At 55.4% G+C, this 17,392-nt stretch carries 17 protein-coding genes; all 17 read right to left on the reverse strand.

Annotated features, from left to right (window positions below; translation table 11 throughout):
- Positions 1–29: 29 nt before the first annotated feature.
- Entirely contained in the window at positions 30–1,370 is a 1,341-nt protein-coding gene (tssK, locus tag TU73_RS12730) for a type VI secretion system baseplate subunit TssK (protein ID WP_057012507.1), read from the reverse strand.
- Positions 1,363–1,878: a type VI secretion system lipoprotein TssJ gene (gene tssJ, locus TU73_RS12735; RefSeq protein ID WP_162276321.1), complete on the reverse strand. Its 516-nt coding sequence runs from the start codon at positions 1,876–1,878 to the stop codon at positions 1,363–1,365. Before tssJ ends, tssK begins: the two co-directional genes overlap by 8 nt.
- Positions 1,865–3,820, reverse strand: coding sequence for a type VI secretion system Vgr family protein (locus tag TU73_RS12740; RefSeq protein WP_057012509.1), 1,956 nt, complete (start codon positions 3,818–3,820; stop codon positions 1,865–1,867). Before TU73_RS12740 ends, tssJ begins: the two co-directional genes overlap by 14 nt.
- 16 nt (positions 3,821–3,836) lie before the next feature.
- Positions 3,837–4,226 (reverse strand): DUF4280 domain-containing protein, encoded by a 390-nt coding sequence (locus TU73_RS12745; RefSeq protein ID WP_057012510.1) that lies wholly within the window; start codon positions 4,224–4,226, stop codon positions 3,837–3,839.
- A 21-nt stretch (positions 4,227–4,247) separates the two neighbouring features.
- Positions 4,248–5,255 (reverse strand): type VI secretion system baseplate subunit TssG, encoded by a 1,008-nt coding sequence (gene tssG / locus TU73_RS12750; protein WP_082642598.1) that lies wholly within the window; start codon positions 5,253–5,255, stop codon positions 4,248–4,250.
- Positions 5,219–7,096: a type VI secretion system baseplate subunit TssF gene (gene tssF / locus TU73_RS12755; protein WP_057012512.1), complete on the reverse strand. Its 1,878-nt coding sequence runs from the start codon at positions 7,094–7,096 to the stop codon at positions 5,219–5,221. Before tssF ends, tssG begins: the two co-directional genes overlap by 37 nt.
- Positions 7,089–7,562, reverse strand: coding sequence for a GPW/gp25 family protein (locus TU73_RS12760; protein ID WP_082642599.1), 474 nt, complete (start codon positions 7,560–7,562; stop codon positions 7,089–7,091). Before TU73_RS12760 ends, tssF begins: the two co-directional genes overlap by 8 nt.
- A 52-nt stretch (positions 7,563–7,614) precedes the next feature.
- The gene (locus TU73_RS12765) at positions 7,615–8,088 is read right to left on the reverse strand and encodes an Hcp family type VI secretion system effector (RefSeq protein ID WP_047710936.1); all 474 of its coding nucleotides are present in this window, start codon (positions 8,086–8,088) and stop codon (positions 7,615–7,617) included.
- Between the two features lie 65 nt (positions 8,089–8,153).
- A complete protein-coding gene (tssC, locus tag TU73_RS12770) occupies positions 8,154–9,632 on the reverse strand; it encodes a type VI secretion system contractile sheath large subunit (protein ID WP_057012513.1) in 1,479 nt (492 codons plus the stop codon).
- A 37-nt stretch (positions 9,633–9,669) separates the two neighbouring features.
- Entirely contained in the window at positions 9,670–10,191 is a 522-nt protein-coding gene (tssB, locus tag TU73_RS12775; RefSeq protein WP_057012514.1) for a type VI secretion system contractile sheath small subunit, read from the reverse strand.
- Positions 10,192–10,216: 25 nt separating this feature from the next.
- Complete coding sequence (gene tssA / locus TU73_RS12780) at positions 10,217–11,227, reverse strand: type VI secretion system protein TssA (RefSeq protein WP_057012515.1); 1,011 nt, start codon at positions 11,225–11,227, stop codon at positions 10,217–10,219.
- A 112-nt stretch (positions 11,228–11,339) separates the two neighbouring features.
- Positions 11,340–11,714: a hypothetical protein gene (locus tag TU73_RS12785; RefSeq protein ID WP_057012516.1), complete on the reverse strand. Its 375-nt coding sequence runs from the start codon at positions 11,712–11,714 to the stop codon at positions 11,340–11,342.
- A 227-nt stretch (positions 11,715–11,941) separates the two neighbouring features.
- Entirely contained in the window at positions 11,942–13,147 is a 1,206-nt protein-coding gene (locus TU73_RS12790) for an MFS transporter (protein WP_057012517.1), read from the reverse strand.
- Complete coding sequence (locus TU73_RS12795) at positions 13,144–13,734, reverse strand: 2OG-Fe dioxygenase family protein (protein ID WP_231984794.1); 591 nt, start codon at positions 13,732–13,734, stop codon at positions 13,144–13,146. The genes TU73_RS12790 and TU73_RS12795 overlap by 4 nt, the downstream gene beginning before the upstream one ends.
- A 131-nt stretch (positions 13,735–13,865) precedes the next feature.
- The gene (locus tag TU73_RS12800; RefSeq protein ID WP_057012518.1) at positions 13,866–15,236 is read right to left on the reverse strand and encodes an ATP-grasp domain-containing protein; all 1,371 of its coding nucleotides are present in this window, start codon (positions 15,234–15,236) and stop codon (positions 13,866–13,868) included.
- A 27-nt stretch (positions 15,237–15,263) separates the two neighbouring features.
- Positions 15,264–16,418 carry a KamA family radical SAM protein gene (locus TU73_RS12805; RefSeq protein ID WP_057012519.1) on the reverse strand — a complete coding sequence of 385 codons (1,155 nt, stop codon included), beginning with the start codon at positions 16,416–16,418 and terminating at the stop codon, positions 15,264–15,266.
- 107 nt (positions 16,419–16,525) lie between these two features.
- A complete protein-coding gene (locus tag TU73_RS12810) occupies positions 16,526–17,155 on the reverse strand; it encodes a response regulator transcription factor (protein ID WP_057012520.1) in 630 nt (209 codons plus the stop codon).
- Between the last annotated feature and the right edge of the window lie 237 nt (positions 17,156–17,392).

The raw sequence follows: 17,392 nt of genomic DNA on the forward strand, positions 1-17,392 counted from the left end.
GCGGCGCCAGTAACCTGGCTTAGCGGTACTCATTGGCCAGCCTTAATAGCCCAGAAAGCCAACTGCAACCCTGGAAAATCCCCGGCAAGGTGCAAACCAAACCCGGCACTGCTGCTCAAGCCAGCCCACAAGGGATGTTCACTTTCCAGTTCGAAATAACTGAAGCCTGCGTAATACGGTAGCTCACGTGGCGCAGCGGGCAGGACATGCACCTTCAGGCCGGGTAACTGCAGGTCAACCAGGTCGCGCATACACTCGATCGGGCCAATCTTCAGGTTGTGCGGGAAACGTTTACGCAGCTCATCGTCAGGCAGTTGCGCGCGTACAGCCAACACGAAACGCGCCGACCGATACAGCTGCGAGTCGGGCACCGACGCGAAGCGCACCCCCAACTCCCTGTCACTCAACGCCAGTGGAACCACATCGGAGCCGGCTTCAGCACTCAGGGCATGACGAAGGTCCTGAATCACTGGTGTAAAGCAGTCGGCCAATTGATCGTGGCGGTAGATCGGGTATTGCTTGGGCCGCTTATTCTCTTCAACAAAAATGGCTAGATCACCCGCCAACGTTACCAGCGAACGATAGAGCTGCTCGGGGTGCAATCCCTCACGACTGGCCAGTTGCACCAGCAAGGGTTGAGCGCGATTGAGCGTTTGCAGCATCAAAAAGTCCTGTACTTCGGAAACCCCGCCCAACCCCTGCACCCCAAGGTTCGCGGCCAGCGTAAAGGCGCGCTGGCGAACCCGCCCGATGATGTCATCGACAAACTCCGCAAGCTTTGGCGAACGCCGCCAGGCCATGACCGGCGCAATAAACTCCTCATCCAGCAACACTTGTCCCCCGGGTGAACGCTCAAGCACCCTGGCGACAGTTAAAAACACATGGGAGACCACCACATCCTGCTCACGGGCCAACTTCAGGTTCAGTTGACCCAACTGCAGCGTCGCCGCCTCACTGCCCTGGACATTGCTATCAGGCACGCACGCCTCAACCACCCGATAGCGCACAAGGCTGTCGGCAGAAGGCGCCGTTTCCGTGTCCACACCGTGACCGCGTTGCAGCGCCAATGCCAATACCACCGGCTGGTCCCGCTCCCCTTCCATCACTGTGTAACGCAACAACGCCAATTCATCGTCGCCAAGCACAAAAAAACTGCCATCCGGCAGCACGCCTGCACACTCGGTCAAGACGATAGATCCCAGGGCCAACTGCCCTTTGTCAATTTTAAGCGCGGTAAACCCCCAGGCATCGACTTGCAGTGCACGCAGTGCTTGAACCAGCTGGGCTTGAATGTAGCGTTCGTGTTGCTGGAAGTGTTGAGGCTGAAGGAACATACCTTCGGACCACACGACTTTAGGTTGGTTAATCATTCGTTTGCAGCTCTATCATTGAGGGGGCCATGAACTCGATGGCATGCCGTCCGATCTGGACGGATAGCTCCGGGGTCTTGCGTTGATCCAGCAAGGTGATGGCTCGCCAGCGCGCCTGATCAATATCGCGGTACTCGGCAATGATGCCGATGTAGCGCATGCGTGATTCGGGGATAAAGTGGTAGCGATAACGTTCGCCGGGGCGCAGCACAACCACCTCCTGCCCCAGCCAGTCAGCGCGTAAAACCTGCTCGGCCGCCGAACTCAATTGAGCCAGGCTGGCTTGCTCGAAGGCTTGACGACGCAGCAGTTGAAACACCTGCACCCGCACCGGCGATGGCCTGCCGTAAAGGTTGCGATTGGCGTCCAGAGACGTCTGCAAGGCAAGGGTCAGGTGAGGGTCCGCGACGGGTTCGGGTACGGGCTCGGCCAAGAAACTGCAACCGGTCATGCACGCCGACAATCCGCTCGCCAGCCACCACCGTGCCGGCGACTCAAGCCTGACCATTGTCGGCTTCCTCCGGCAGTGTCGCAGTGACGGGCTGAGCTGCATCGGCACCGGTAGCAGCGCCACCGCCACCGCCGTTGATATCGACCTTTGCAGAGCCGTCAATCGTGACTTGGACGCCATTGATCGCTACGCCCGAAGCGCTGAGTACCAATGAGCTTGAACCGACCTTGAGCACCAACTCACTGCCGGCTTCAAGGGTGATCGTCTGCTGACCTTTGAGGTCGATACTGCCTGCGGTCAAATACTGTTTACCCCCCACTTTCGAATGGCTGTCCCCGTCAATACTCAAGGAGCAGTCCTTGCTTACCTTGACATTGCGACTGCCTTCCACCGACTCGTGCAGGTCCTTGGCAACCTTGACGAACTGGTTGGCTCCCGTGCTGATATGCCAATCGTTGCCCACACTGACGAACGCATCATTGCCAACCGTGACATCCTGGTTGCGCCCCGCATAAATCAGCAGTTGTTCAGCGTCCTTCTTGTCTTCAAAACGCAGCTCGTTGTACATCTGCTGGTCGCCAAGCGATTGCGATTTAAAGCCAGAGCGTGAAGCCTGGTCGGGTAAATCCCAAGGTGGCCGGGTTCCAGCGTTATAAACGCCGCCGACCACCAGAGGTCGGTCCGGGCTGCCGTCCAGAAACTGCACCACCACCTCCTGCCCTACCCGCGGCAAGAACATTGCGCCCCAGCGTTTGCCAGCCATCGGCTGGGCGACACGTACCCAGCAGGAACAGTTTTCGTTTTCCTTGCCGCTGCTGTCCCAGTGAAATTGCACCTTGACCCGGCCATGTTTATCCACCCACTGTGACTCGCCGGATTTACCCACCACAAAGGCGGTCTGCGGCCCGCTAATGACCGGCGTTGGCGTGCGAATGGGCGCACGGAATATCTGGCTGGTTTTGATCACCTCAACCCAGCCTTCAAAGCGAAGCTCGCCAAGCCCGCCCGTCGACTCTGGGCAACTGCCTGTCAGGGTCGATCGCACCACCAGGTATTTGGCGTTATGAGCCGACTGCGGATGATCGGTGAGTTCGAAGCGATGACCAGGCGTCAGGTAGGGTGTCGAGTGGGTCGCCTGCGCCACGCATTGGCGAGCGAACAGAGCCTGCGCCTGTACCTTGGCAAATGCATCGCCGGCACGCTGATCGGCAAAGAAACCGGGGTACGACGACCGCTCATAATCGTCCAGCTCATACCCGGCAGCGACAGCGCTTTCGCCACGTTGAACGCTAGCCTCACGGCTGTTGGCCTTGCTGAAATCGTAGTCATGCAGCGAGACTTTTCCCGTCGTCATTTCAGAGCGCGATACCCAACTGAAAACGCTGGCGATGAAGTGGGGCTGGTGCGGTCGGTAGCTCATTTTGTCGCAGTGAGCTGCCGTTTTGTGGGCGCTCATGGCATCGACGATAACCAACTCGTGGCTACCGTCCTTAAAAGTGAAAAAATAATAAAGCCCTGCACGCTCCATCAATCGGCTGAAAAAATCGAAATCGCTTTCGCAGTACTGCACGCAGTATTCCAAGGCGTCATAGCGCGCCGTCACTTGCCAGTCCACCCTGCCCGGGTACTCGTCCAGCACCGCCGTCAGCACCTCGACTACCGTTTTTTCCTCAAAAAAACGATTGTGGCTCGCCAGCGTCAACAACCACAGCCACGGGCGCAACGTCAGCGTGTAGCGCCCCTGCTGGCCAAGTCGATCATCCTGGTCCACCGCGCTGATATGCCCGTGTATCCAGCGCACACCGCCATCGGAGGCACTCAAGCCAACACCCAGTGTCTGGCCGAGCAACCGATTGGCGTCCAACTCGGTTTTGCTGCCCTGTACCTCAAGGGTGTACTGCGCGAGCATGCTCAGCCCCTCGCTCGCTTCAAAATGAATCAGCGATAACGTGCCAGCCGCTGAAGGCGCCTTGATCTGACTAGCCTTGAAGCTGCTCATCGTGGGACTCGCTTCATCATGAGATCAGTGTTTTCCGGGTGCCTGGATCCGCAACCTGAATTAGGCCTGCCCAGGTGCAGGAGCAGGTGGCGGTACTGCCCAGAGCAGGGAGTTTGCCGATCAAAGTCTTTGTAACGTCGGGAATCCATGGCGTGACCGTTACCGGCAAACACGGCATCGGCGTCAATGCCCCCATCGCTGCCGATGTCGCCGCCGCGACCTGTGGATTGGCCAGGGAGCTGCACATTCCAAACGAGCAGATATTGACCATCGGCAGGTGATCCATGATGGTCGCCGCTAATTGACCTTCGACAAACACCCGATTGATGGGCAGTACAATCAACTTGGCTTGCGTATTGCCGAATGAACAGCGCAACGAAGCCCCCATGACCACTTGTGCCGGCATATGCCTTTGCTCCTGAATCAGTCACTGAAAAAAACGTGCCGCTGTGAAACGCCAATGCCGATGCCTGCGCGGCTCGCCGACCGCCGCCAACCAGGTTGCCTGGCCCAGCGGTAATTGGCTTCCCAGGCGCAACTGCACGACCTGTGCAGGATCGAGCTGTAATTGAAGGTCCCATTGAAAAGTGCGGCCGACATAACGCTCGACCAACTGATAGAGCGGCAAGAGGAACGCTGCGCCGGGTAAAAGCCTCTGGTAATCGCACCACGACAGTGGCCCCAGTTGCAGCGTAAAACTGTGTTGGACATTCCAGGCATGCTTGCCCACTAGCGTTGCCACGCCCAGTTGGCTGGACTCCTGTCGACGCCCGAGCCTGAGGCATTGCTCAGGCTCTAAGGCTGCACGCCGCCCAACCAAGGTTTGCACACTGACCGGCACCTGCAAAAAGTCCCTGACCATCGCAAGTAAACCGCGAGCACTGCGTCGCTGGTCGACCATCTGGTTGACGTAATAAGTTCCAGCCCCGGGCAATGCGCTCATTCGTGCGGGTGAGAAAGCCGATACATAGTCGCGAAAGCGATCTTGTGCTGGCCGATCAGCCGACACCACCGGGCGAGCCATGGCCCAACTGCGGTAGAGCAGACTCAACAATCGATGATGAAAGACATCCAGAAAATGCGCGGCGCCAGGGTCGTTATGATTGACCTGCAACGACAATAGCCTTTCACTGAAATGTAATGGCATCGGCCCATTAACGCCGGTCAAACCGAAGAAATTGACCAACAGGCAGGCCGCTTGCCCTTCACGCAGGCGCCAACCGGCAATCATCGCCGGCTGAAACGCCAGGGACACTTGCTGCGCCAGACGCACAGGGTCGTCGCGCAGATGGTCAGCGGTCCCCCAGCGTGGCATCTTTGGGTAGGCAGACTCAATACAGCGCATCGCACTGAAAAATTCATAGCGCCATGGCCATTGTCCTAGAGAGGGTCGGCGAATCACAAGGTCATGCATTGAGTCGCCCTCGCCGGCCATGTCTTGATATGACCACGTGTCGCACTGTGCAGCTCGGTCTCGGTGAACGAGTTAAGTGCGCAGTAATGTGCGAAGAACGCCTCCAGTATCGAGCCGAACGCGTAGGTCCCTGTGCTCTCACAAGCGCCGTCGTCCAGCGTCAACATGAGTTTTAACCCTCGGCCAAACGTCACCGGGCCAGGCCCCGGAAGCCGTCGCGTGATCACCTGTGCACGCAACGAATGGATAGCCTGTAACAGCCTGCTGCTCACGCTATCGTCGGCGATGTATAAGGACAGCAGATCGCACAGCGCCCGCGCGCCCGCCTTACCATCCTCTTCGGCCAGCGGCAAAAAGTTGCGCGAAAGATGGCGTATCGCTTGCCATTGCCGCTCCCCCTGAAGCGGCGCGGGTACCGGCTTGGAGGGGCCGGCGACACAGCGCACGGACAAGACTGGCGCACTGACATCGAGTGCAAAATCCGTGTTGCCCTGCCCCAGTGGAATCCTCAACGGCAAATCACGATTGGAGCACCGTACTTTCAGCGCCAGTTGCTGAAGGTCACTCTCGCCCTCGGGAAGCGAAGCGATAACCAACGACAGGCTGACATCGCTGCCTTGATAGTTGGACTCACGGCTCATCGCCCTGTCGGGCCTGCGGCTCAGACCGCGATGCAACTGATAAAAACCCGCCGCTCGCACGCCGCTGCCAGCCAGTGCCTGAGGCGCATAGAGAGGCAAAAACACCAGCCGTTCCCTGGACCCCGCGCAATAACCATGCACCGAGAGAACGTCCAGCACCTCGTGGGCCAGACGATTGGACTTGTCGACAACCACCGGCAACTCTTGGCGGTGCGGGTCGTACGCAACGTGATCGGTATACTTGGCAAACAGGTTGATCGCCGGCGCACAGAACAGCGCAAAACTGCTGACATCCAAACGTGCGGGGAGCGGTAACGTGAGTGATCGAAACAGAATCACCAACTCCAACTGATCAGAGCGGCATGCGCGCACCGCCGGCCCTAATCCGCCCAATGTCACGAAGCGTTGTGCAGGCGCGAATGCCAAAAACTGCCTCAACTGGGCAAACGCTGAATCGCTCACCGAGGAGGGTACTGGCTGTCCTTCCTCGCGGGGCTCACGATAGGTCTGCGTTATCTGGTGCGGTTCGATCCTATGCTCCCATGGTGCATCACTTTCGGCCGGTCGCACGAGTACGCCACACGCATGTGCCAGCAACGCCTCCTGTAAAACCATCGGCAATGAATCGGTGCCAGGCAGAAACAATGTCAGCGCCTCAATTGCCAATTGCTCGAAGCGTAGGCCCGAGGTCGTACGTACATTCAAGCGCAACGCAGACACGGCTTGATCGGCCAATGCCGACGGCAAACCTTTAAGCAATCGGGAGCTGGGAAGGTAGCCCACAGATTCCAGACGAATCGGCCACAACGTGACCGGCGCAAGGCTTCTGAACTCGCAACGAGGCACTTGCCCCTCGCGATCCAGGCTTGAACGCAGGGCCGTATCGCTGGGTAGGGTATAACCCGACGCCAAGTTGCCCTCTTGCAGGTCCGGAGCAAACTGGACCACCGCCATTGAGGGCACCGGCAACAAAAACTGTGGTTGAATCAACGCCAACAGGTTCTGTGTGAACGTTGGAAACTCCGCCTCCATTTGCAGTTGCACGCGGGCGGTGAGAAAACTCAAGCCTTCGAGCAAGCGCTCCACCGACGGGTCCGTGACCTCGTCATGGCCCAACCCCAAAGCGCTGGCCACCTTCGGGTAATCCTTGGCGAACTCACTGCCCGCCTCGCGCAAAAAATTCAGCTCGCGCTCATACAAACGTAATAGGCGATCATCCATGATGCTTGCCATATGGCTGGACGCTCACTTCACCGCTCTCGGTATTCCACGAAGCCTGCAGCCGAAACGACCACTGCGAGGCGCGGTGACGCGTTTCGCCTTGTAACAAAAACTTGAAATAGCTGGAGCTACCAGAACCAGGCAACAGTTGTACCTGCAAAGTATGGCTGAGCACCCGGGGCTCAAAATCTCGAATCAAGGTACGGATACGAAGTTCCAGTGCTTTGAGGTCAACGCTCGATAACAGCACACCTGCAAAATTACCGAGACCACAATTGAGTACCGAACGGGCAACCCGCGGCTGCCCACTCAGTTCATAAAAGCAGCCCAACCCTGTTGAGTTGAACAACTGTGCCAACTCATGACATAGCCGCCCTACACCGTCTGGAGGCGCCGTCAGGTCATTGCCATAGGCACCGGTAGAGCTGGTCAATCGATCCAGCAGTGATGCTGTGGCAATAGACATACAGAGACCTCAACAGACTATTGGGCGGTTATCAAACAACTGAAGAAACCCATCACCCGGCTTTTTTGGCCAGCAAATCGTAGGTTTTTTCAACATCGCCATTCTTGGTATTACCGTTGAACTCAACGTACTTGAATTTGATTTTGGTGAAGCTCAAGTGAAGACGCTCGGTCGGACGACTCTTGGAACCTTCAATGACATAGCTGGTGAGCAGTGCATCACTCAAGGTAATAATCAAATACGGTTGCGTATCTTCCGTACTGCCGCCGGTCTGCAGCACCGTCAGCGTGGCCACGCCCAACGACTTGCCATTGGTCGATTGCAGAAACAGATCGGGGGAAGAAATATCGGTGGACTTCGTCAGGCTCATTTCCGAAATATTCGAAACGCCGGTTTGACGCTCGCCGTCATTAATCGCTACGTAACGGGAAGAACCAAAAGAGTAGGAGTCAATAACGATCTCGCCTTTATGGTTCGCTTCGGTGCAGGTGCCTTTAATCTCGGTTTCAAACTTAAGTGCAATCATGATGAGCCTTCTGGTTCAGGAAAATAGTGCGTTAAATAACAGATCGAGCGCTAAACTCGTCGGCCTCAGTTCTTGACGGAGGGCAGTTGAGAAACCAGGCGCAGCGAGACGGTCAGGCCTTCCAATTGGTAATGCGGGCGCAAATAAAACTTGGCTTGGTAAAACCCTGGATTCTCCACAATGTCCTCGACCACAACCTCGGCACTGGCCAATGGTTTGCGTGCCTTATCGGCATCCGTCGCGGTACTTGGGTTGCGCTCGACGTAACGGATAATCCAGTTGTTAAGCCAGGTCTCCATGTCGGCGCGTGATTTGAACGAACCGATCTTGTCGCGCACGATGCACTTGAGGTAATGCGCGAAACGGCACGTGGCAAACAAGTAAGGCAGGCGCGCAGACAGCTTGGCGTTGGCTGTCGCGTCAGGATCACTGTATTCCTGGGGCTGGTGCAGCGACTGCGCACCGATAAAGGCCGCCAGTGTCGAATTTTTGCAATGCACCAACGGCATAAAACCGTTCTTTGCCAACTCCAACTCACGCCGGTCGCTGATCGCGATTTCTGTGGGGCACGTCATGTCCACGCCGCCGTCTTCAGTTGGGTAGGTGTGCAGGGGCAAATCACTGATCGCGCCGCCCGATTCAATCCCGCGAATACGTGAGCACCAGCCGTATTCTTTGAACGATCGGTTAATACTGACGCCCATGGCGTAAGCCGCGTTGGTCCACAGATAATTGTCGGCCTGCCCATCGGTCACTTCCTCGAAAGCGAATTCGTCCACCGGGGCCGTTTTAGCGCCGTACGGAATTCGCCCAAGAAATCTCGGCATTGTCAGCCCCACATAGCGCGAGTCTTCACTAGTGCGCAGGTTGCGCCACGCCGCATAATCAGCGGTTTGAAAGATTTTCGTCAGATCACGCGGGTTGGCCAGTTCACGCCAGGAATCCATCATCAGCACGCTTGGCATAGCCGCACTGATCAACGGTGCATGGGCCGCCGCTGCAATCCTGGCCATAGAGGCGAGCAGCGTCACATCCGGCGGGCTGTGATCAAAATAGTAATCGGCAATCAACACTCCAAACGGTTCACCACCAAACTGCCCGTATTCATGCTCATAGATTTTCTTGAACAGCGGGCTTTGGTCCCACGCCGCGCCTTTGAATTTTTTCAACTCATGAGCGACTTCAGCCTTCGATGCATTGAAAAACCTTATTTTCAATTGCTCGTCGGTTTCCGTGTTGCTGACCAGATATTCCAGGCCCCGCCAGGCCGATTCAACGGCTTGAAAATTGGGGTGATGCAACACAACATTGACTTGCTCGGCGAGTTTTTGATCAATCTCGGCGATTAACGCCGAAATGGTACTTAACGTGTCATCGGCAATCAGCTGAGTATTGCGCAATGCATGCTTGGCCAGCGTGTGCACGGCCGACTGAATCAGGCCCCGGGCCTGCTCACTGCGAGGTTTGAATTCGCGTTGCAACAGATCATTAAACTCACTGTTGGAAACGACGACTGGAATGGACTGCTGAACAACACCAGACATGGGTTACACCTGTTCAAATAAGAATGGAAAACACGCGTCAAACATCCACTGCCGCATCGGCAGGCGGATTGCTGTGTGCCAGTAACGAGGCCATTAACACGGGGTCTTCCAGCAATTGAGCCATCAATTGCTCAGCGCCGCTTTTACCATCCATGTACGTCAACAAGTTTGCCAGTTGATTGCGCGCTTCAAGTAACTCGCGCAACGGCTCGACATTGCGTGCGACCGCACCCGGGGAAAAATCTTCCATCGTGCTCATGCTCAGTGAAATCGCCAGGTGGCCGTCACCGCTGAGTTTATTTGGCACCGTCATTTTTACTTGAGGGTTGATCGCACCCATGCGGTCATCAAAGTTATCAATATCAATATCCAGAAACTTACGCTCAGAGAAAATTGGCAACAGACTGCGGTTCGCCCCTGACAAATCAGCAAACACACCGTTAACAAACGGAATGGCGACGGTTTTCTCTGCGCCGTACAGTTCAACTTCATATTCAATTTGCACGCGTGGCGCACGATTCCGGCCAATGAATTTCTGACCGCTGTTATTACTCGACATACGACTCGACCTGGTAAAAGATTAATTAATCCGCGACGCGACCGCCCAAGCGGCGCAAGTCGGTAACAGAGTTAGGTGCCAGTTCCTCGATAATATCGATGAAACTCATGGTGGTAATTCGGCGAACCCTGGCAATCAAAAAGGGAACCGGGCTTGAAGGTTCATGCCGTTGGTAGTACGAGCAGATCGCATCCAAGGCGCGAACCACGTCCTCCCGAGACTCACAAGTGGAGCCAGTGCGTTCGTGGTTTTGGGCCCTTGAGACCGAAGATGCACGTTCTGAGGGTTGTACCGATGGCCGTTTCGTCACTACTAAACGTAAACGGTCTTCGATCACCCGCCCCCACTTTTGCAACGATTTGCTTAAGCCAAGAAAAGGTGAAATCCCCTGCACAGCGGTTTTTTCGTCCAGATCCGCCGTCATTTCATCAAGCACAGTACGCAAAGCATTTATCAGCCCAAGACTGCGCATTAATTCAGTCGAGCAGTTGGGTTCTATCAACTGGGTCAACAGTGCCAAGTGCTCGCTATGCTGCGCGCCCTCAGTGCTGCTAATAGTGTCCAGGTCTCCAAGGCAGAGGGTTTGGCCGTCCTCGGTGCGTGCCAATACCTGACGCTTGAGCACGCCAATCACGGTGGACGGTACCACCAGCTCTGCCAGGGTATTAATCCGAATCAATGGATCGAACTGATCCTCGGCGACTAGTTGGGGGTGCACACTTTCCCAGCGTTGCCGCACCAGCCAGGCCACAAGGCGCAAACCGTCCAAATACCCATTCAAGCCACAGCGGTCAAGTAACGCGCGTGTCAGAATTACCATCACCCGCAGGTCCAGTGTCTGCTCATACAAACCTCGACATAGGGCCTCAACGTGCGGCCAATCTGTCGTCTGGGTGACATACACATGCTCGCCGTATTCAACAGTTTCGGCTGTACGTGAAGCTTGCTCCAGCTCGACGAATTCGGCCGTATACTCAAGGTCGCGGCCACAGGAGCGATTACTGAGCGCGCTAATATATTCATCTACATAATTCATAAGCGCAGAGCGATCTCAGTGTTTACTTATTACAAGGCGTAAAGATACTTGGCGCGATATTCAGCACAACATTAATTCACATCAATATTGAATGAAATTAATCCACAGTATTTCAACGCATCAACAGTATGCGAATAATGCCAGGCACGCCAAACAACGGAAAATTCGAAACCCCGGCCTTCGCGCCACTCGAATCATTAAACAACTTCGCTAGCGCTGGAAGTACTCCAGCAGTGGCCTGCACTCCTGGATTGTCACGCTTAAATGCATCCTCCAGACCATAGACAGCCACGACAAAGTGCGTATCGGTCTCACGGGTGAAAGAATCCCATTTCAACATGCCTACTATGCGATGCCGGACGTTGCACGCGCGTAATATACTCGCCACTTTTACCGCACAGTCGAAACATCTAGCCCGTGGCATTCGCATGTAGTCCACGATTTCAGAGTTTTGCGTGATCAGCGTTTCTACCTGCGTAGAATCCATCTTCCAAACCTTGTACAGCTGCCAGCCTGCCGCTCACCTGAGTAGTCACCGTCCGTATGGCTACCAGTCTTAATGGTCAGCTGCGCAAAGAAAGCAGTAACATTTACGTTTCCTTGTCCAATCATCATAAACAGCTGACGCAACAGCAAGTGAATAGCTGTGATTAAGCTCAATTCAGCCGATCCTTCCGGTAGCATCTACGCAGGCAACCGAGACAACTCACGCAACTAAGCTCGCCTTCTCATCCATAGCGCCATGACGACTAGCGCGGTTAACGGCAAGCCATGGAATAAAATAATTACCTGGGCCGGAGTCCAGGCCAAATAGAACGGCCCAGCCACCAGCATCCCCACGCCGAAGCCCGCCATCTGAATCAGCGTCAATAAGCTGAATAATGGCAAACGCAGACTATCAGGCTCGCTTTGCGCACGAGAGATCAGAGCCACCTCGGATAACCCATCGCCCAACCCAGCCCACACTACCAGCAGCAGTGCCACCCATAGCTCGGTTTGCTGAAAGGTAAGGACAAAACCGCTGGACATCAGCGCCACGCCGAGCATGAACAAACGCTCCATGCCGTGGGTGCTACGGCCTCTCAATACGACGCTGGCCAGTCGCGCCCCAACGAATTTGCCACAGGCCCAAACCGCCAGCAGATAGCCCATGACCGTTTTCGCGGTGTCAGGCGAAATCAGCTGGGACAGTACCGGCCAGCCGACGTTATGCGCCGCGCTGCCTAGGGTGTCGAGCATGCTGATCAGCAACATGGCGGCCAGCACCGGCGCGCCACGTAGCCCCTTGGTCAACTCCTGCCATTCGGCGGCGAGCCCGCGATGGGCGGCAACGGTCGAGCGATACAACACGCGCAAGGGCAAAACCAGGCAAGCAGCGATCACATAGGTACCGATGTTGGCGGCAAACACCGCTTCAAACCCTCCCGTGGCGATCAGCAAGCCGGAGAGCAAACTGCCGAAAACCGCACCGGTGGCCGCTGCCGAGGTGATCCAGGCATTGGTATTCACCCGTTGCTCTGGCGCGACCCAGGTGGGCAATTGGCTATTGAGGCCGATGGCAAACAACGAATTGCACAATCCGATACCAAAGGCGATAAAAGGCAGCAGATTAAGTTGATGAGCCGGTATCAGCACCAGCAACGGCATCAGTAACAACGCCCTCGCCAAGTCCAGCCCAGCCAAGGTGCCGCGCCCGGCGAAGCGGCGAAAAAATGGGATGCCAAATAGGCTGGCGACAATCCCGCCGGTGACCCGGCACGCCAGGAAGAGGCTGACAAACACCACGCTCTGACTAAGCCAGTACACATACGTGGACAAAGCTACCAAGTTAAGGAACGCGCCGAAATCCGAAACACCGCGAGCAAAGATGATCAGGCGTGCGTTGCGGATCGATAGGTACAACTGTTGATCATCGCTCATGTCGGCTGCGCCTCTTCGACCCTACGTAGACTGACCAGCAGTACATCGCGCCAGGCGGGCGCGGTGCCTACCAGCGGTCGCACGTCCGCGGCCCGGTGGTAATAAGCACGATCATTGATCACGATGGTTTCAAGAAACTGCTCCATTGCCACGTTGAACATGCAGCTTTGCTCCGTGTCGTCGGCAAACACCTGCGATACCACCGGCACTGTATTGCGCTCGCCTATAAAGTGCATGAACACCCAATCCAGACCGTCCTGATGGATCCCTGAGGTCGTCGGGCTGCTCGACTGCCCATCCGCCCGTACCCGGAACTGATGAATATCAATCGTGCAGGCCTGATCGCCTAGATGCGATGCAATCACCGCGAGGTCTGTGGCCAACAACTTCTGCAGGAGTGGATGCTCGATAAAGCCGTCCTCGCAATAGCTTAGGTCGTTCACGCCCTGGCGATAATTAACGGCATAGGTGACCATCGATTTGAACGCGGCATCCCTGTCGATCTGCAACTGACGGGACGGCGACAAGCGATAGCGCAAAATGCGCCGCTCGCGATGGGTGTACGCCCTGAACGCCTCGTCGCGCACCAGATTGTTCCAGTACGCGCGAAAGCTTTGCTCGTCGCCCGGGCTGAACGTCGATCAACTCACGAAAGTCTCGACGATGACAGTACTGATGCTCGCGCAGGTGCGCTGAAATCTGTGAAATATCCATAGCGCTATCCTGCGTCCGGCATATCGATGACCACGCGTAAGTGGTGTGTTATTGCATCATGCAGGGCATGGGCGTCTGCCGCATCGCCAACCTTGGCCCAGCATTTGAGCAAGTAGTGTTCCTCGATATCTGCATCGATACAGACGCCAGCCTCTTGCTGGGCATATTCGAGCACCTGCTCGTTTTCAGCCAGATAGCCCGTACCTTCAATACCTTTGAAGTGACCACTGTGATCCGGATAGATCGCCAACATCGCGTAATGTTGCCGCGCATCAGCAACCTTTTGCACAGCAGCGCCCAGTTGCGCATCTATGCCCTGCTCGCCCAGCAATAGCGAGAGATACACTTGGTAAGGGTTGATCGCCGCCAGGTCACGGAATGCCGCGTTGACATAGAGGCCACCCAGGCGCGGGTTGATCTCAATGGCCACAGGCCCCGCCTCAGTCATTCGGAACTCGAAATGCACCACAGCGTTGGTCAACCCTGTCGCGCGCAGGCAGTCAACGGCGTACTGACGGATCTGTGCGCACTGAGCCTGGTTGAACGACGTCGGCGGAGAAATCAGCAGGTTCTCGAGGACCGTGCCGCTGCGCTCGGTCAGCAGTAATTTTTCATTGATCAGCAGCGGGTAGACCCGTTCGCCCGCAATCACGCATTCCACACTGCCTTCGATGCCGGGAATATAGCCTTCCAGCAGAATGCTGCGCCCTGGCACATAGTCACGCCGCAGCCCATCTTCAGACGGCAGAACGTGCGCGCAACCGTAGAAGTCCGCATAAGCCGCGGCGCCATGATCACTTACAAAATGCGCATAGTGGCTGCGTAGCTCCGCCCAGTTGGAACACTTCTTGATAAACGCCGAGGCACCGCCAAAGGGAGGTTTGGCGATCAGTGGATAGCCCACCTGCGCGGCACCCAGCTGGAGTTCCTGTTCGTTGTTGCACAGCGCGGACGGCACGGAACGCAGCGCATGCTGTTTCAACACGCGGCGCATCAGGAACTTGTTATTGCACACTGCAATCGCTTCTGGGCGGCTGTGCACCAGACCGAGCTGCTTGCAGACGCGCGCGACTATACAACCCACCTCACCTTGAGCAGACGGGTGACCTGCCTGGCAGAAGACCGCGCGCACGTTGTATCGCCCATCCAGTTCACCAATCAACTCAAGAATGGCCGTTTCACTGAGCGTTTCCAGCAAGAACACTTGATCACTGTCGTCACACAGCCGTTGCAAGTGACGACGTCCCAATAACCCGGCCGTCAAACATTTCAACCCCTGCTCACGGGCGACGGCAAAGTGTGGTTCACGGTAGCGGTAACGAGTAGAAGCACTGTCATCGATATCAATAAAAAGAACAGCGTCTTGGTTTATCATGGGTCCTGCCTCAATCCGTAAGTCCGTTCAGGCGTCATGCCAACTGCACCATTGATTTTCCCAGTTACGAAAGCAGTAATAGCGCTGCCCGTCACGGACTTCGAAGTGCGGCAGTTCTTCAGGCTTTTCAAAATCCAGCAGCGGGACGGTGAACTTTCCTTGTGCGTGCGGCAGCACATATTCGGGCATCGCAATGTTGGAGACCCGTCGTTTGAGACGCCCCATGATGGCAATGGCATGGCTGATAGAGGCCTTATACTCGGACGCGCCTGGTGAAAACGGCATGAAGTGGTAGAGGTAATACGGCTTTACACCCAGGCGATAAAGTTCGATGAACAGCTTATGCAACGTGGCTTCATCATCATTGACACCCCGCAACAACGGCATATTGGAAAAGACAATCGGCACCACACTCTGGATACGTTTAACCGCCGTGGCAAAATCGTCACTGAGCTCCAGCGGGTGACACACGTGGACGCCGAAGGCATTAACCTTGTACTTCTCCAGCATAGCGATCAACGCATCGGTGACGCGAAAGGGGTTGAAGCTCAAGGCACGTGAATGAATACGAATCAACAGGTCGTCACTGATCGAGCGTAACGCCGCCAGGTTCTCTTCCAATCGGCGGTCAGCCAGCATCAGCGGGTCACCACCGCTGAGGATGACCTCTTCAATGGCCGGATTGTTGCGTACGTACTCCACCGAGTCCAGGAACGAGTTGGTGTTGGCATTGGCCTTTTCGGTATCGACCTGCAAGGTACGCAGGGCTTCGAAGCAGAACTGACAATACGCGTTGCAGGTGTTGGTCATCCGCAAGATAACGCGGTTATCGTACTTGTGCTGGCAGATGGGGGTTTTCATCTCGTGATGCAACTCCCAGTTCTCCGAAGTACCGTCGTAGTCACCCGGCACATTGTCATTCCAGTAAGGCACAACCTGTCGCCACAGCGGATGGTCCGTCACCTGGTCACCATCGAGCGAACGCATGATCAAATCAATATAGTACGGCGTAATTTGCATCTTACGATCTTGCAAATTTCGTTCAATATGAGCAGTCACCTCTTCACTCCAACCACCGCAGGCCTCGCGAAGCGAGGGCTCATCGCGCACGGCATTTTTCTGCTGCCAACGCCAATCAGTCCACTGAATCGAACGATGGGATATCTGATCCAAAATCGACATTTTCTCTGAAGCCTCTATAAGTGGCGCGTGTCAGGCTGTCACTAATCATAAGTTGTGAAAAAAACAGGACGGGGGTTGATATTGCTTTCGCAATTTCGTAAAGCAACCTAGTCCGCGAAGCCGTTACGCTTGGCAACTTCGAACAAATGAACCAGAGAAAAGACATTGAGCTTTTCCAATAGTCGTGCCTTATAGGTGCTGATCGTCTTGTTACTCAGCTGCAAATGGTTGGCTATCTCCTTATTACTCATCCCCCGCACGAGCAGTTCAAATGTCATTAACTCGCGATTGGAAAGCGTATTGATAAGTAGAGCCTCATTGGCGAAACTGTCACTGACCGCAGGCAGTCGATCAATGCCACGAGGCACATAGACCCCGCCTTTCATTAACAGGTTGACGGTCCTTTGCAACTCTTCAACCGTGCACGTTTTCGACAAAAACGCCGACGCGCGCGCCGCACGGCAACGATTGTAATAATGGCGCGCCGAACAGGATGTCAGCACCAGGATTTCAATACTCTTATCGAAGCTGTAAATTTTCTGCATCACCTCCAACCCCGCGATTCCGGAGAGCTGGATGTCCAAAATCACTAAATCAGGTTTATGCTCACGTACCAAGTCAAGGCCGTCGGTACCATTATCAGCCTCTGCTACCCAGGCGAAGTCATCCTGACTTAGAATGGATTTAATAGCCGCTCGCACAAGCGGTTGCCCATCAATAACAATGACTTTGAACATCGGCACCCCAGCGTTTCAGTCAGATAAACTACAGAAAACTTCTTATCCGACAATCCTACACACGCGGCGACTGTCACTTAACTAAAATACTAATCTGCTAAAGAAATTAATAAGTTATCACACCCCTCCATTGTGCAGCCAGCGCCCTTAAAGTAGCTCAGATTAATACCACGCCTGCACTAGCGCCCGGAATTCGCAGTTGAGCCAGGCGCGTGCCAACCCTCCATTAATTCTTAA

The sequence above is a fragment of the Pseudomonas libanensis genome (genome assembly GCF_001439685.1).
In the GTDB taxonomy this organism is placed as follows: domain Bacteria; phylum Pseudomonadota; class Gammaproteobacteria; order Pseudomonadales; family Pseudomonadaceae; genus Aquipseudomonas; species Aquipseudomonas libanensis.

Coding starts and splice junctions, on each gene's coding strand:
- tssK (WP_057012507.1), bottom strand. CDS start 1,370: ATGATTAACCAACCTAAAGTCGTGTGGTCCGAAGGTATGTTCCTTCAG.
- tssJ (WP_162276321.1), bottom strand. CDS start 1,878: ATGGTCAGGCTTGAGTCGCCGGCACGGTGGTGGCTGGCGAGCGGATTG.
- TU73_RS12740 (WP_057012509.1), bottom strand. CDS start 3,820: ATGAGCAGCTTCAAGGCTAGTCAGATCAAGGCGCCTTCAGCGGCTGGC.
- TU73_RS12745 (WP_057012510.1), bottom strand. CDS start 4,226: ATGCCGGCACAAGTGGTCATGGGGGCTTCGTTGCGCTGTTCATTCGGC.
- tssG (WP_082642598.1), bottom strand. CDS start 5,255: ATGGCCGGCGAGGGCGACTCAATGCATGACCTTGTGATTCGCCGACCC.
- tssF (WP_057012512.1), bottom strand. CDS start 7,096: ATGGATGATCGCCTATTACGTTTGTATGAGCGCGAGCTGAATTTTTTG.
- TU73_RS12760 (WP_082642599.1), bottom strand. CDS start 7,562: ATGTCTATTGCCACAGCATCACTGCTGGATCGATTGACCAGCTCTACC.
- TU73_RS12765 (WP_047710936.1), bottom strand. CDS start 8,088: ATGATTGCACTTAAGTTTGAAACCGAGATTAAAGGCACCTGCACCGAA.
- tssC (WP_057012513.1), bottom strand. CDS start 9,632: ATGTCTGGTGTTGTTCAGCAGTCCATTCCAGTCGTCGTTTCCAACAGT.
- tssB (WP_057012514.1), bottom strand. CDS start 10,191: ATGTCGAGTAATAACAGCGGTCAGAAATTCATTGGCCGGAATCGTGCG.
- tssA (WP_057012515.1), bottom strand. CDS start 11,227: ATGAATTATGTAGATGAATATATTAGCGCGCTCAGTAATCGCTCCTGT.
- TU73_RS12785 (WP_057012516.1), bottom strand. CDS start 11,714: ATGGATTCTACGCAGGTAGAAACGCTGATCACGCAAAACTCTGAAATC.
- TU73_RS12790 (WP_057012517.1), bottom strand. CDS start 13,147: ATGAGCGATGATCAACAGTTGTACCTATCGATCCGCAACGCACGCCTG.
- TU73_RS12800 (WP_057012518.1), bottom strand. CDS start 15,236: ATGATAAACCAAGACGCTGTTCTTTTTATTGATATCGATGACAGTGCT.
- TU73_RS12805 (WP_057012519.1), bottom strand. CDS start 16,418: ATGTCGATTTTGGATCAGATATCCCATCGTTCGATTCAGTGGACTGAT.
- TU73_RS12810 (WP_057012520.1), bottom strand. CDS start 17,155: ATGTTCAAAGTCATTGTTATTGATGGGCAACCGCTTGTGCGAGCGGCT.